11 protein-coding genes are annotated in these 15,050 nt (G+C 67.3%); 7 read left to right on the top strand and 4 right to left on the bottom strand.

The features are described 5' to 3' along the window. A complete protein-coding gene (gene hmgA / locus ACNFIA_RS19485; protein ID WP_416787848.1) occupies positions 1-1,293 on the bottom strand; it encodes a homogentisate 1,2-dioxygenase in 1,293 nt (430 codons plus the stop codon). A 99-nt stretch (positions 1,294-1,392) separates the two neighbouring features. On the opposite strand from hmgA, the gene ACNFIA_RS19480 reads away from it, so the two are divergent. Further along, positions 1,393-2,124 carry an IclR family transcriptional regulator gene (locus tag ACNFIA_RS19480; RefSeq protein WP_416787845.1) on the top strand — a complete coding sequence of 244 codons (732 nt, stop codon included), beginning with the start codon at positions 1,393-1,395 and terminating at the stop codon, positions 2,122-2,124. Positions 2,125-2,422: 298 nt separating this feature from the next. Here ACNFIA_RS19480 and ACNFIA_RS19475 read toward each other — a convergent pair whose 3' ends face one another. After that, the gene (locus ACNFIA_RS19475; protein ID WP_416787842.1) at positions 2,423-3,325 is read right to left on the bottom strand and encodes a LysR family transcriptional regulator; all 903 of its coding nucleotides are present in this window, start codon (positions 3,323-3,325) and stop codon (positions 2,423-2,425) included. Between the two features lie 384 nt (positions 3,326-3,709). Here ACNFIA_RS19475 and ACNFIA_RS19470 point away from each other — a divergent pair, with 384 nt between their 5' ends. From ACNFIA_RS19470 to ACNFIA_RS19455, 4 genes are all read left to right on the top strand, one after another. Further along, positions 3,710-4,405: a CoA transferase subunit A gene (locus tag ACNFIA_RS19470; protein ID WP_416787840.1), complete on the top strand. Its 696-nt coding sequence runs from the start codon at positions 3,710-3,712 to the stop codon at positions 4,403-4,405. A gap of 152 nt (positions 4,406-4,557) precedes the next feature. Continuing rightward, complete coding sequence (locus tag ACNFIA_RS19465; RefSeq protein ID WP_259754772.1) at positions 4,558-5,214, top strand: CoA transferase subunit B; 657 nt, start codon at positions 4,558-4,560, stop codon at positions 5,212-5,214. Positions 5,215-5,330: 116 nt separating this feature from the next. Next, entirely contained in the window at positions 5,331-6,512 is a 1,182-nt protein-coding gene (locus ACNFIA_RS19460) for an acetyl-CoA C-acetyltransferase (protein ID WP_259754773.1), read from the top strand. A gap of 252 nt (positions 6,513-6,764) precedes the next feature. After that, positions 6,765-8,204, top strand: coding sequence for a short-chain fatty acid transporter (locus ACNFIA_RS19455; RefSeq protein WP_259754774.1), 1,440 nt, complete (start codon positions 6,765-6,767; stop codon positions 8,202-8,204). A 59-nt stretch (positions 8,205-8,263) separates the two neighbouring features. Here ACNFIA_RS19455 and ACNFIA_RS19450 read toward each other — a convergent pair whose 3' ends face one another. Then, a complete protein-coding gene (locus ACNFIA_RS19450; protein WP_259754775.1) occupies positions 8,264-9,184 on the bottom strand; it encodes a LysR family transcriptional regulator in 921 nt (306 codons plus the stop codon). Between the two features lie 19 nt (positions 9,185-9,203). Next, positions 9,204-9,731 carry a cysteine hydrolase family protein gene (locus ACNFIA_RS19445; RefSeq protein ID WP_416787836.1) on the bottom strand — a complete coding sequence of 176 codons (528 nt, stop codon included), beginning with the start codon at positions 9,729-9,731 and terminating at the stop codon, positions 9,204-9,206. A gap of 149 nt (positions 9,732-9,880) precedes the next feature. Here ACNFIA_RS19445 and pqqF point away from each other — a divergent pair, with 149 nt between their 5' ends. Both pqqF and ACNFIA_RS19435 read left to right on the top strand, forming a co-directional pair. Next, positions 9,881-12,172 (top strand): pyrroloquinoline quinone biosynthesis protein PqqF, encoded by a 2,292-nt coding sequence (gene pqqF, locus ACNFIA_RS19440; protein ID WP_416787833.1) that lies wholly within the window; start codon positions 9,881-9,883, stop codon positions 12,170-12,172. 288 nt (positions 12,173-12,460) lie between these two features. Next, on the top strand, positions 12,461-13,648 hold the full coding sequence (locus tag ACNFIA_RS19435) for a porin (protein WP_259754780.1): 1,188 nt from the start codon (positions 12,461-12,463) through the stop codon (positions 13,646-13,648). Positions 13,649-15,050: the final 1,402 nt, after the last annotated feature.

Below are 15,050 nucleotides of genomic sequence, written 5' to 3'. Positions count from 1 at the left end.
TTACTGCTCCTGGGACGGGTCGAAGGTCTTCTGCATGCCGCTCCAGCAGCTGTCGTAGTCACGCTGCAGTTGCGGGCAGTCGAGGGCGAAGCGGCTGGGGCGCAGCACGCGGCCGGTCTCGAACATGAAGGCCATGGTCTTGTCGATCTTGTGGGGTTTGAGGTCGGCGGCGATCGCCTGCACCGTGGTGGCGTTGTCCGGGCCGTGGGCGCTCATGCAGTTGTGCAGCGAGGCACCGCCGGGGACGAAGCCGTCGGCCTTGGCGTCGTACACGCCCTGGATCAGGCCCATGAATTCGTTCATCAGGTTGCGGTGGAACCACGGCGGACGGAAGGTGCTCTCGGCGACCATCCAGCGCGGCGGGAAGATCACGAAGTCCATGTTGGCCATGCCGTGGGTGTCGCTGGGGGAGGTCAGCACGGTGAAGATGGACGGGTCCGGATGGTCGTAGCTGATCGAGCCGATGGTGTTGAAGCGGCGCAGGTCGTATTTGTAGGGCACGTTGTTGCCGTGCCAGGCGACCACGTTGAAGGGCGAGTGGTCGAGCTGGGTGACCCAGAGCTCGCCGAGGAACTTCTGCACCAGTGGCACCGGGGCGTCCACATCCTCGTAGTGCGCCACCGGGGCGAGGAAGTCGCGGGGATTGGCCAGGCCGTTGCTGCCGATGGGGCCGAGGTCGGGCAGGCGCAGGGCGGCGCCGTGGTTCTCCGCCACATACCCGGCGGCTTCAGCATCCAGCAGTTCGACGCGCAGGCGCATCCCACGGGGGATCACGGCGATCTCCAGCGGCTCCACCTCCAGTACGCCCAGTTCGGTGACCAGGCGCAGGCGGCCGGCCTGGGGCACGATCAACAGCTCGCCGTCGGCGTCGAAGAACACCCGGCGCATGGAAGTGTTGGCGCGGTAGGCATACAGGCTGACGCCGCTGACGGCCTCGGCTTCGGCATTGGCCGCCATGCATAGCAGGCCGTCGACGAAGTCGGTAGGCTCCTCGGGCATCGCGAAGCTGTTCCAGCGCAGACGGTTGGGCGTCACCGGGCCGAGGGCGGTGCCAGTGATCTGCCGTTCCAGGCGCTCGAAGCGCGGGTGCGCCGCGGACGGGCGGATGCGGTACATCCAGGTGCGCCGGGCCTCGCTGCGCGGCACGGTGAAGGCTGTGCCGGAGAACTGCTCGGCGTAGAGGCCGAAGGGCACCCGCTGCGGCGAGTTCATGCCCGCTGGCAGGGCACCCGGCAGGGCCTCGCTGGCGAATTCGTTGCCGAACCCGGATTGGTAGGCAGGAGAGGCGGTCATGGTGGTTTTTCTCTTGTTATCGTAATTGAATTACGATTAACGTAATTTCGTGTCGGCGGGCCGTCAAGCCCGTCTGGGGGTTCCTTTAAGTTGAAGACCATGAACGACGCTGAAGACTCCGTCCCGACGAAGGGCAAGAAGGTGCAGTCCGCCGAGGTCGGCACCGAGATCCTCAAGGCGCTTGCGGACCTGGCGCCGAGCACCTCGCTCAAGCGCCTGGGCGAGTACCTGGACATGCCGGCGGCCAAGGTCCACCGCTATTTGCAGGCGCTGATCGCCAGCGGCTTCGCCGAGCAGGACCCGGTCACCAACCATTACGGCCTGGGGCGCGAGGCGCTGTATGTCGGGCTGGCGGCGATCCGCCGGCTGGACGTGGTGAAGCTCGCCAGCCCGGCGCTGGCCGAGTTGCGAGATGCGCTGGGGCAGACCTGCTTCCTGGCCATCTGGGGCAGCCACGGGCCGACCGTGGTACAGGTCGAGCCGGCGCAGGGCATGGTCACGCTGGTCACCCAGGTGGGATCGGTGCTGCCGCTGCACGGTTCGTCCACCGGGCTGGTGTTCGCGGCCTACAAGACCGGGCTGGAAGAGGGCGCGGACGTGGCGGTGTTGGAGCGCATTCGCCGCGAAGGGCTGCACGCCATCCATGGGTTGCTGATGCCGGGCGTGAATGCGCTGTCGGTGCCGCTGTTCAAGACCGGCCGGGAACTGGCTGGGGTGATTACCGTGGTGGGATCGCAGGCGAGCTTTGCGGCCGAAGCTCATGGCGAGGCGGCCCAAGCGTTGCTGGCGATGGCGCGGGAGGTGAGTGGGCGGATGGGGGGAGAGGTTTGACTGTCTGAGGTTTCGGTGCTCGGGCGTGCCCTCTCCCCAGCCCTCTCCCTGAAGGGAGAGGGGGTATCCGAGTGAGGCGCGGCGTCTGTGCTTTGCTGACGCCTTGGCATGAGGAGGAAACCATCGCTGCGCTTCATGCCGATTCGGCTCCCTCTCCCTTCAGGGAGAGGGCGGGGGAGAGGGTGGTGGGCAGAGCGAGTCGCCTTCAGGGAGAGAGCCTTCGCAGGAGCGAGCTTGCTCGCGAACAGCTCCGCAGCGGGGCCGGTTCGCGAGCAAGCTCGCTCCTACAAATCCCTGCTCACTCCCGCTCCATCCCCGCCCAGTCCGTCCCCTTCACCAGCACATCGCTCAACGCCTGCGCGGCGCTGGAGAGCTGGTGTTCGGCCAGGCAGAACAACCCCACGCGGCGCTCGATGCGCGGTTCGTCGAGGGCCACGCAGCGCGCGCCGAGTTCTTCCATCTGCTGCCGGCACAGGCGCGGCACGGCGCTGACGCCCAGCCCCTCGGCGACCATGCGGCCCACGGTCACCAACTGATGACTTTCGAACGCTACCGGCAGCCGCCCATGCCGCGAGGCCAGTTGGTCCTCCAGCAGCAAGCGCACGGCGGACGGGCGTTGCAGGGTGATGAAATGGTTCTCCAGCAATTGCTCCCAGGTGATCCTGGATTCGCCCGCCAGCGGTGAATCCGCCGGCAGCACCGCAACGAAGCGGTCGGTGTAGAAGGGCGTGAAGCTCAGCCCGTCGAGGCTGTCCGGCTCCAGGGCGATGCCCAGTTCCACCCGGCGGTTGCGCACCATCTCCAGCACCTGTTCGTTGATCACGTCGTGCACCGCCACGTTCACCTTCGGGTGGCGATCTCGGAAGGTCCGCAGCACGGCGGGCAGCAGGTTGCCGGCGAAGGAGGGCATGGCGGCGATGGAAACCTTGCCCAGCTGCAGGGTGAAGTGCTGGTGCATCACTTCCTCGGCGTTGTCCCAGTCCGCCAGCAGGCGGCGCGCCAGGGGCAGCAGCGTTTCGCCCTCCGGGGTGAGCGCCACGCTGCGGGTGGTGCGCACCAGCAACTGGCCGCCCAGGGATTCCTCCAGGCTCTTGATCGCCAGGCTCAGCGCCGGTTGTGACAGGTGCAGGCGCTCGCAGGCCTGGGCAAAGCTCAGGGTCTGGGCGACGGCAAGGAAGGCGCGCAGTTGCTTGACGGTCACTGATAAGAAATCCGGATCAATCCATTGGAAAAACAAACTTAACAAATCAGTCCAGGGCGGTGAAGCTGCAATCGCTCTCTGACCGGCTGGTCGGACCCAGGGCCTTCTCCCGCTTCGTCGCGGTCGCGACGAACCATTTTCTGCACGGAGTAAGGCGCGAGGAGAGACTACTGGTGATTCCAGGCAGCCACGAAACGGCAGCACCGCGCAAAAAATGGCCCGTCCCTTCGGGTTGCGCGACACGTGTCGCCATGCGTTGTTGCGGGACTTGCCAAGGGACCACCATTGCCTGCGTCCCGCGTCTAGCCTGGCGACACGTGTCGCGGCAACGCGGCTCACGCCGAAGCGGGAGCAGGCCCTACAAATACAAGAGGCAGCAGCAACATGGCAGGACTCGACAAGCGTGTAGGCAGTTACGAGGAAGCCCTCGCCGGGCTCACCGACGACATGACGGTACTGGCGGGCGGTTTCGGCATCTGCGGCATTCCGGAAAACCTCATCGCACAGATCCGCAAGCTGGGCGTGAAGGGCCTGACCGTGGTCTCCAACAACTGCGGCATCGACGGCTTCGGCCTCGGCGTGCTGCTGGAGGACCGCCAGATCCGCAAGATGATCGCCTCCTACGTCGGCGAGAACGCGCTGTTCGAGCAGCAGCTGCTGTCCGGTGAACTGGAGGTCGAACTGACCCCGCAGGGCACCCTGGCGGAAAAACTCCGTGCCGGCGGCGCCGGCATCCCGGCCTTCTTCACCGCCACCGGCTACGGCACCCCGGTCGCCGAAGGCAAGGAAGTGCGCGAGTTCGACGGCCGCCACTACGTGATGGAGCGCGCCATCACCGGCGACTTCGCCATCGTCAAGGGCTGGAAGGCCGACCACTACGGCAACGTCATCTATCGCCACACCGCGCAGAACTTCAATCCGGTAGTCGCCACCGCGGGCCGCATCACGGTCGTCGAGGTGGAGGAGATCGTCGAGCCGGGCGAGCTGGACCCGACCCAGATCCACACCCCCGGCATCTATGTCGACCGCATCATCCAAGGCACCTTCGAGAAGCGCATCGAAAAACGCACGACTCGCTAAGGATCGGCTGCGCGTCGGCCTGGCGGCGTTGGATTTGAAACAAGGCCTGCTCATTTAGGGCATCTAAACTCCGCGTCCTCGTTTCAGATCCGCCTAGCCAGTCGCTAGCTCGCTCGATCTTCAACCGCATTGAAAAGAGAAGAGATTCAGCCATGGCACTTACCCGCGAACAAATGGCTCAGCGCGTGGCGCGCGAGCTGCAGGACGGTTTCTACGTGAACCTGGGTATCGGCATCCCGACCCTGGTCGCCAACTACGTGCCCGAGGGCATGGAAGTGATGCTGCAATCGGAAAACGGCCTGCTCGGCATGGGCGCCTTCCCCACCGAAGACGCCGTCGACGCCGACATGATCAACGCCGGCAAGCAGACTGTGACCGCCGTGAAGGGCGCGTCGATTTTTTCCTCCGCCGAATCCTTCGCGATGATCCGCGGCGGCCACGTCGACCTCACCGTGCTGGGCGCCTTCGAGGTGGACGTACAGGGCAACATCGCCTCCTGGATGATCCCCGGCAAGCTGGTGAAGGGCATGGGCGGCGCCATGGACCTGGTGGCCGGCGCGGACAACATCATCGTCACCATGACCCATGCCTCCAAGGACGGCGAATCCAAGCTGCTGGAGCGCTGCTCGCTGCCGCTGACCGGCGCCGGCTGCATCCGCAAGGTGCTCACCGATCTGGCCTACCTGGAGATCGAGGACGGCGCCTTCATCCTGCGCGAGACCGCGCCGGGCGTGAGCGTCGCCGAAATCGCCGAGAAGACCGCCGGCCGCCTGATCGTGCCGGACGATGTGAAGGAAATGACCTTCTGATCCCGTGATCCCTTGTAGGAGCGAGCTTGCTCGCGAACCCGCCCGGACTCCGGGGCAAGAGCGTTCGCGAGCAAGCTCGCTCCTACAGGGGGCAAATGCCAGCTTCGGAGTCCACGATGCAAGACGTAGTGATTGTCGCCGCCACCCGCACCGCCATCGGCGCCTTCCAGGGCAGCCTGGCGAACATTCCCGCCCATGAACTGGGCAGCCTGGTCATCCGTTCGCTGCTCGAGCGCAGCGGCGTGAAAGCCGACCAGATCGACGAAGTCATCCTCGGCCAGGTGCTCACCGCCGGCGCCGGGCAGAACCCCGCGCGCCAGGCCGCCATTGGCGCCGGCCTGCCGGTGGAAGTGCCGTCGATGACCATCAACAAGCTCTGCGGCTCGGGCCTGAAGGCACTGTTCCTCGGTGTCCAGGCGATCCGTTGTGGCGACGCCGATGCCATCATCGCCGGTGGCCAGGAGAGCATGAGCCTCGCGCCCTACGTGCTGCCCAAGGCCCGCACCGGCCTGCGCATGGGCCACGCCGAGCTGCAGGACACCCTGCTGCGCGACGGCCTGATCGACGCCTTCAACGACTACCACATGGGCATCACCGCGGAGAACCTGGCCGAGAAGTTCGGCATCAGCCGCGAGGCGCAGGACGCCTTTGCCGCGCAGTCCCAGCTCAAAGCCGCCTCGGCCATCGAAGCCGGTCGCTTCAAGGACGAGATCACCCCCGTGCTGATCCCTCAGCGCAAGGGCGACCCGGTGGCCTTCGACACCGACGAGCAACCGCGCGCCGGCACCACCGCCGAATCCCTGGCCAAGCTCAAGCCGGCCTTCAAGAAGGACGGCACCGTCACCGCCGGCAACGCGTCCACGCTCAACGATGGCGCCGCCGCCGTGCTGCTGATGAGCGCCGAACGCGCACGCCGTCTGAACCTGCCGGTGCTGGCGCGCATCCAAGCCTATGCCAGCAGCGGCGTCGACCCGTCGATCATGGGCATCGCCCCGGTCACCGCAACCCGCCGCTGCCTGGAGAAGGCCGGCTGGAGCCTCGACGAGGTCGAACTGATCGAAGCCAACGAAGCCTTCGCCGCCCAGGCCCTGTCGGTCGGCAAGGAACTGGGCTGGAACGCCGAGAAGGTCAACGTCAATGGCGGCGCCGTCGCCCTCGGCCACCCCATCGGCGCTTCGGGGGCCCGCGTGCTGGTGACGCTGCTCCATGAAATGCTCCGCCGCGATGCGAAGAAGGGCCTGGCGACCCTCTGCATCGGCGGTGGCCAGGGTGTGGCGATGGCCCTCGTGCGCGACTGAGGCCATCCGACCAACGTTTGATTGGCGAGCGCCGGCCGGCATGTAGCAATGCCGTACCGGCAGGCGGGATGGACGGTGGGCACACCGACAGACGCACATCCTGCCGCGGTTTTTCGACGTCCCCCGGCGTCGGCAAACCCTTGCGTCACCGCCCGGCCCCACGCAGGCCGGGCGGTTTTTCATTCCAGGACGGGTATTGCCACAAACCCCGTTCGACGATGAGCCATTACAAGAACAACGAGGTAGAGCCTTATGAATTCCCACGTGCACACCGCCGGCACGGCCCTGCAGGACAGCCGCTCGGCACGCTTCGCGATGGCCTGCTCCAACTGGGCCGAACGCTGGTTCCCCGACTCCTGGGTCTTCGCCGCGCTCGCGGTGCTGATCGTCACTGTCGCTGCGCTGGCCATCGGCGCGCCGGCCACCGAGACCGCCAAGGCCTTCGGTGACGGCTTCTGGAGCCTGATCCCGTTCACCATGCAGATGGCCTTCGTGGTCATCGGCGGCTATGTGGTGGCCAGCTCCGGACCGGCTTCCAGACTGATCGACCTGTTCGCCCGCGTGCCGAAGAACGGCCGCTCGGCGGTCGCCTGGGTCGCGGTGATTTCCATGGTCGCTTCGCTGCTCAACTGGGGCCTGTCGCTGGTGTTCGGCGGCCTGCTGGTGCGCGCCCTGGCGCGCCGCGAAGACCTGAAGATGGACTACCGCGCCGCCGGCGCCGCCGCCTATCTCGGCCTGGGCGCCGTGTGGGCGCTGGGCCTGTCGTCGTCGGCCGCGCAGCTGCAGGCCAACCCTGCCAGCCTGCCACCGTCGATCCTGGCGATCACCGGCGTCATCCCGTTCACCGAGACCATCTTCCTCTGGCAATCCGGCGTGATGCTGCTGGCCCTGGTGCTGGTGTCCCTGGTCATCGCCTACATGACCGCGCCCGGCGCGGCCAGCGCCCGTGACGCCAAGGCCTGCGGCGTGGACGTCAGCTTCACCCCGCCGAGCGCGCCGAAGGCTACCCGCCCTGGCGAATGGCTGGAGCACAGCCCGCTGCTGATCCTGATGCTGGTGGCACTGGCCGGTGGCTGGCTGGTCCACGAATTCAGCACCAAGCCGGCGATCACCGCGATCTCCGGGCTGAACACCTACAACCTGCTGTTCATCATGGCCGGCGCGTTGCTGCACTGGCGTCCGCGCAACTTCCTTGACGCCGTGGCCCGCGCGGTGCCGACCACCACCGGTGTGCTGATCCAGTTCCCGCTGTACGGCTCCATCGCCGCGATCCTGACCACCGTGAAGGGCGGCGACGGCTCTACCATCGCCCACCACATCTCCACCTTCTTCGTGCAGATCGCCTCCCACGACACCTACGCGCTGCTGATGGGCGTGTATTCCGCGGTGCTGGGCTTCTTCATCCCGTCCGGCGGCGGCAAGTGGATCATCGAGGCGCCCTACGTGATGCAGGTGGCCAACGAGCTGCAATACCACCTGGGCTGGGCGGTGCAGATCTACAACGCCGCCGAGGCGCTGCCGAACCTGATCAACCCGTTCTACATGCTGCCGCTGCTCGGCGTGCTGGGCCTGAAGGCCCGCGACCTGATCGGTTTCAGCTTCGTCCAGTTGCTGGTCCACGTGCCGCTGGTGCTGTTCCTGCTCTGGGCGCTGGGCACCACCCTGCAGTACGTGCCGCCGATCCAGCCGTAACCCCGCCCTGAAAAAAGCCCGGATGTCGTGCGACCTCCGGGCTTTTTGCTGGGCGCCGTTCAGCCCCGGCTGACGTCCACCGCGCCGAGCGCGCGGCCGTCCAGGTGCTCGCCGCTGAGCTGCGCAGCGTCCTGGTCGAATACCTCGCGCAGCCAGTCGCTGACCGCCTGGAAGCGGCCGATGCGCCCGGCGTCGCGGTGGGCGAGCAGCCAGATTTCCCGCACCACCACCGCGCCGGATAGGCGCACCAGGCCCTCGCGCTCGCCGAGGAAGCAGGGCAGCAGCGCCATGCCCAGGCCGCTTTCGCAGGCGTGGATCAGCGTGGTCACGCTGCTGGCGCGCAGGGCGAAATTGGCATTCGGGACGAAGCGGCGCAGCCAGCACATTTCTGGGGTGTCATCGAGGTCTTCGCCGTAGCCCAGCCAGGGCTGCTGCGGCCAGTGCTCGGCCGGCACCTGGGCAAACGGCGTGGCGGCGTAGATGGCGAAGCCGATGTCGGCGACCTTGCGCATCACCAGCGCGGCGTCTTCCGCCGGGCGCGCCAGGCGCAGGGCGAAGTCGGCCTCGCGGCGGGTGAAGGACAGCGCGCGGTTGGCCGGGATCAGCTGCAGTTGCAGGTTGGGATAGGTGCGCGCCAGGTGCGGCATGTGCTGCACCAGCCAGTGGCTGAAGAGGAAGTCCACTGCGGTGATGCGCACCGAACCGCTGATGGCGCTGGCCTCGTTGCGCGTCTCCAGCAGCATGCTCTGCACGTCGCCGAGGATGCGCTCGGCATAACCGAGGAAGGCCGTGCCGGCGTCGGTGGCCTTGTAGCCGGCGTTGTCGCGGATGAACAGGCGGGTCTGCAACGCGCTTTCCGCCGCCACCAGGCGCCGGCTCATGGTCGAGGGGTCCACGCCCAGGGCGCGGCCGGCAGCGCTCATGCTGCCGTGGCGGGCGAGGGCGAGGAGGATCGGGATGTCGTTCCAGTCGAAGTTCATGGTGATCTCGGCAAGGGCGTCAGAACGGCACGTCGGTGGCCGGAATCACCTTGGCGCGGGGGCCGAAGCTGCTGATGCTGCCGAGCACCGCGTTATGGTGCGCGATGATCTGCGCGGCGCTGAGCGCGGCGTTGTCGACCGTGGAGTGGGCATCGCCCGCCAGCGTCACCGCGTAGCCCAGCGCCAGGGCGCGGCGGGTAGTGGTGTCGACGCAGTAGTCGGTCTGCAGGCCGCAGATCACCAGGTGGTCCACACCGCGCGCCTGCAGCAGTTCCGCCAGGTCGGTGCGCAGGAAGGAGTCGGGCGTGGTCTTGCGCACCGTGAGGTCGGCGCTGTCGGTGAGCAGGCGCGTTTCCAGCTGCCAGCCGGCGCTGCCATACTGCAGGTCATCGTCCTCGTGCTGCACCAGCACCACCGGCACGCCGGCCGCCCGCGCCGCGCGGCTCATGCCGTTGATGCGCTGCAGCACGTTGTCGATGTCGAAGCAGGCGTTGTCGCCGGTACACAGGTCGGACTGGACGTCGATGATCAGCAGGGCGGTGCTCATGGTGGAAGACTTCCGAAAGGCGGGTGGTGCCACGAATGGTAGCCGGGGCGCCGCCCCAGGCCAATGCTGGCCGGCAGTTGCTGCCAAAGCCGTATTTCCCGTCGCCGCGCTTTCGGCGATGGTGGCGCCTTGAGCCGGACCGGATGCCGATGAACAGTCTTCCCGCCACGACCCTGACCCTCGCCAACGGCCTGCGCGCCACCCTCGTGCATGACTCCGACGCCAGCCGCGCCGCTGCCGTGCTGCGCATTGCCCGTGGCAGCCACGACGAACCCGAGGCCCATCCCGGCCTTGCGCACTTCATCGAGCACCTGCTGTTCCTCGGCGGCGAGCGCTTCGTCGACGGCGAGCGGCTGATGCCCTGGGTGCAGGCCCGCGGCGGGCGGGTCAACGCCAGCACCCGGGCGCGGCACACCGATTACTTCTTCGAGGTGCCGGCCGCTGACCTGGGCGAAGGGCTGGCACGGCTGGTGGACATGCTCGCGCGAGCGCAACTGGACGAAGCCCAGCAGATCGCCGAGCGCGAGGTGCTGGAGGCCGAGTTCCTCGCCCGCGGACGCGACCCCGATACCCTGATCGATGCCGCCCTGGCGCTGGCCGTGGCGCCGGGCCACCCGCTGGGCCGCTTCGTCGCCGGGCGGCGCGACAGCCTCAAGGTCGAAACCGCCGAGTTCCAGCAGGCGCTGCGGGACTTCGTCCGCGCCTGTCAGGCTGGCGGGGCGCTGCAGCTCTGGCTGCAGGGGCCGCAGTCGCTGGACGAACTGGCCGCATTGGCGGCGCGCGAAGCGGGCGTGTTCCCGCCGGGGGACGTGGCGGCGGTCGCCAGCCACGAATCGCTGCTGCCGCTGAGGGGCCAGCCATTGAAGCTGCGCCTGCCGGGCGCGCCGCGCCTGGTCCTGGCCTTCGCCCTGGATCGCCTGGCGGGCGAGGGCGGTGCGCTGCTGGAGCAGCTCGAGGGCTGGCTGGCCGACGAGGCGCCCGGTTCGCTGCTGGCCCACCTGGGACAGAACGGGCTGGCCGACAATGCCCGCGTGCGCCTGAGCCGGTTTGCCAACGGCCAGGGGTTGCTGCGCTTCGATATCGAACTGGCCGAAGCCGATGCCGCCGAGGGTGTGGAATCCGCGTTCCTTGCCTGGCTGGAAGCGCTGCGCAAGCTGCCGGCGGAGGTGTTCGCCGGCGCGCCGGTCGATGCCCCTGGCAGCGTGCTGGAACAGCTGCAACGCCGCATCCGGAGCGCCGTGCCAAGCGTCTGGCTCGATCAACTGGTGGCACCGCGGATGATCCGCCTGCTCACCGGCGAGACGGTGATCGGCGAGTCGCTGACCTCCGCCGGCTTCACCCTCGACGTCGCGCGCTGCCCGCCGCGCAGCGTCGACGCGCTGCGAGGCCTGTCATGGTCGTTCGCGCCGACGCAGGCCCTGGCCGGCGTCGACCCGGCGGCGTTGCATCTGCGCTGGCGCTTCCCGCACGCGCCCGCACGGCAAGCCTTCCTCGCCGCGCGCCAGGCGCTGCGCCCGTTGGCCGGTGCGGCGCGGCACGAGGGCGCGAGTCTGCAGCTGGACGCACTGGAGAATGACTGGGCGCTATTGCTTTATGGCGCCAGGCACCACCTCGCCGAGCTGGCCGAGTCGGCCATCGACGCCCTCCGGCATCCATCCGCCACGCTCCAGGGGCAGGGCACGCGCCTGCTGGCCGCCGAGCGTCGGCGCCGGGAAGGGGAAATGCCCATTCGCCAGTTGCTCGACCTGCTGCCGCAGGCGCTCGCCGGTGATGGCGAGGCGGCCCCGGACTGGTCCGCTGCCCACTGGGACGCCCTGGCCCTGGGCATCGAGCTGCCCGATTCCCTGGCCGGTTACTCGACCACCAGCGCGCTGCCGCCGCGCAGCGGGCCGCCCGGCCGCCACCGCCAGGTGCTCGAACTGCCGGGCGAAGCGGCGCTGCTGCTGTTCTGCCCGCTGGCATCCCGCGCGGCGGCGGACGAAGCCGCCTGGCGCCTGCTGGCGCGCGTGCTGGAGCCGGCGTTCTTTCACTGGTTGCGGGGTGAGCGGCAGTTGGCCTATGCCGTTTACTGCGGTTTCCGCCAGGTCGGCATGCGCCGCGGCATCCTCTTCGCGGTGCAGTCGCCGCTGCTCTCCGCCGTGGAGTTGCAGGCCGAGGTGGACAGCTTCCTCTATCGCCAGGGCGAGGCGCTGCTGCGCCTGGACCCGCAGCGCATCGACAGCCTGCGGGGCCCGCTGGCCACGGAACTGGCCCGCGCGCCGGGTGACTTCACGGAGCGCCGGCAGCAGGCGTGGGACGATCAGCTGGCCGGTGTCACGCCGTCACACCGGGCGGCGATGGTCCAGGCCCTGGATTGCCTGTGCGCCAGCGAACTGCGCGCTGCGCTTGCCGCACTGACCTCCGCCCAGGGCGGGCACTGGCTGCTGCTCAGCCGCGCCTGAATCTTGTACTTCCGGCCCACGGTGCCCTTCTCAGGACGGTGCCGCGACCGACTTTTGCCCTACGCCCGAGGACGTGCTCGAAGGTAGCGGTCCGGCGGTCCCGAGTGCCCACGACCAACGCCGCGCGCCCCAGGTCGCAGCAGTCTCAGCGCCTTGCGCAGCGCTCCCGCAGGACCGCTGCAAGGCCCGTGGAAATGGCGCCAAAGCAGCGTATGGCGGGGCTTTGCCGGTTTCGATAATCGCCTCCGACACGACTGAGCCGCAGTCGATCCCCACCCGGAGAGCGCCATGAACAAGAACAACATCGCCGTCCGCCGCCAGCTCCTGCCGCTGGCACTGCTCACCCTGGCCGGCCCCGCCTGTGCCGACATCACCCTGTACGACAAGGACGACACCACCTTTTCCACCGATGGCTACTTCAACGCCTTCTATGTGAACAGCGACGTCGACCGCAACGGCGAAACCTACGACCGCCGCCAGTCGCGGGTGAAGATGGGCTTCCTGCCCAACTACATCGGCTTCAACTTCGGCAAGAAGATCGACGGCCTGACCCTGACCGGGCGCTCCTCGTTCTGGGTGACCATCAACGACAGCGAACAGGACGGCACCGACACCGCCATCGACGTCCGCCAGTTCTACGGCAACGTCGCCGGCGACTGGGGCGAGGTGCTGATCGGCAAGGACTTCGGCCTGTTCTCCCGCTCCAACATCTTCCTCGACGAGTTGCTGGCCGGCTTCGGCAACGCCAGCGACACCCTCGGCCTGGTGGATGGCAAGGGCGTGTCCTTCGGCAACATCGGCACCGGCTATCCGTATCCGTTCCCGACCTCGCAGATCACCTACCGCAACAACAACCTGGTGGAGGGCCTGCACGTCGCCGTCGGCATCATGGACCCGATCGACACCAACCAGATCGACAAGGACGCCAGCGACGGCCTCGACGACAAGGCCTACCAGGACAACCCGCGCTACGAGAGCGAGATCAGCTACCAGTTCGACGTTGGCGGCGCGAAGATCTACAGCTGGGTCAACGGCGCCTACCAGACCTCGAAGAACACCAACGACGAAGTGGACGACGTGACCTCCAAGGGCCTGGGCTACGGCATCCAGGCGAAGATGGGCGGCCTCTCGCTGACCGGCTCGGGCTTCACCGCCAAGGGCATCAACCCGTTCTTCACCAACAACGTCGGCGAAGCCGCGCTGCGTGAAGTGGACAGCCGCGGCGTGCTGCTGCAGGGCTCCTACACCTGGGGCAAGAACCGCGTGGCGCTGTCCACCGGCGAGACCCGCGACGACGGCAACGGCCTGGGCAGCGCGGCGGACTACTCCACCAAGGGCATCGCCTACTTCCGCACCATCAACGACAACCTCAAGCTGGTGGCCGAATACAACGTCTACGAGATCGACGGTCGCAAGGGCTCCACCGTCAGCGAGGACACCGACACCTTCGCGGTGGGCGCCGTCCTCAACTGGTAACTCCCCCCACTCCTTTGGCTGTAGTTCGGCGGGTCGGCACGGTGTGTCGCCCGCCTTTTTTCTTTCTCTAAAGGAGGGCTGACCGAAGGGTTGGGTCAGCTCGCTGAACCGGCCGGTTTCGCGCCCAGGTGGGTTTGCGAGCAAGGACTACGCGCTCCCTCGGTTCTGCGAAGAGCCCGAAGATACGCAGCTGTAGGAGCGAGCTTGCTCGCGAACCGCATTGCACAGACCGCAGGGCGGTAGCGCACCAGCGTTATCCGCCTTTGTGGCAATCGACGGTTATTCGTCCTACGAACTGATGAAGTATCAGCTCTCGTAGGAGCGGACTTTGTCCGCGATGCTTTTGGGCTTGGCATTCCTGCGCCGCTTCGGCATGTGCAGAGAGATTTTGTTTCGCCCCCTCGGGCGAGTCCCTTTTGTCAAACGACACAAAAGGAACCAAAAAGTCTTGCCCCTCCATCCGGTTTTTCGCTTAGGCGAAAAATTCCCTCGCTGGAGCGGAGTTTCAGGGGCACGCCGCGAAGGGCCATCCCTGGCCCATCGCGGCTCTCGCGGCATCCATGCCGCTCAACCCCCGAAACTTCGCCCCAACGAGGCCTCCTGAAAGGGGCGTTCGGAGTGCGCGGATACTTCTCTGGAAGTCTTCAATACCGTAGGGCACATAACGCGCCAGCGTTATCCGCCAGCTGCCATCGGCGCATAACCCGTTCCGGGTTATGCGCCCTACGAACTGCGCTGCCGGCGTAGGGGTTAGAGACCGCGCCTGCGTAACGCTATCAGCATCCGTGTTAACCGATGGTCGTGGATACCGCCGCGAGGGATTTCGCGGACAAGGTCCGCTCCTACGATAGCCAGCCGGGCGCTTTAGCTCTTCGCTCCTGAGGACTTCCACAGAGATATCCGCGCACTCCGGATGCCCCTTCAGGAGGCCGAGTGGAATCGGAGTTTCAGGGGTTGAGCGACAGGGATGTCGCGAGAGCGTCGCCGGGCCAGGGATGGCCCGTCGACGCGTGCCCCTGAAACTTCGATGGAACGAGGGAACCCCGGCGAAGCCGGGGCCGGATGGTGGGGCGCAGACCTTTGGTTACTTTGCGTCGTTTGGCAAAGTAACTCGCCCGAGGGGGCGAAACAAAATGTCCCCGCGCGCGCCGAAGCGGTGCAGAAGCACCCAACCCCCAGCGGCGGAGCCTGCACCACCAGAGTAAAGGGCGGGTCGCGGGCATGGCTCGCTCCTACAGGTCGGCTGCGCGCCCAGCGGTAACCCTGGACGCCGCGCTGCCCGGTTCATTCCGGTGTGTGGCCCGCCTGTAGGAGCGAGCCATGCTCGCGAACCCGCCTGACGCCGGCCCCGCCGGCGAATCGCGGAGGAGCGCAGCTCCTGCCCGCTACTTTCGGATAAACC

Source organism: Pseudomonas sp. NY15437 (assembly GCF_048068435.1).
GTDB lineage: Bacteria > Pseudomonadota > Gammaproteobacteria > Pseudomonadales > Pseudomonadaceae > Pseudomonas > Pseudomonas nitroreducens_B.
This window is presented reverse-complemented; position numbering and strand designations above follow the sequence as displayed.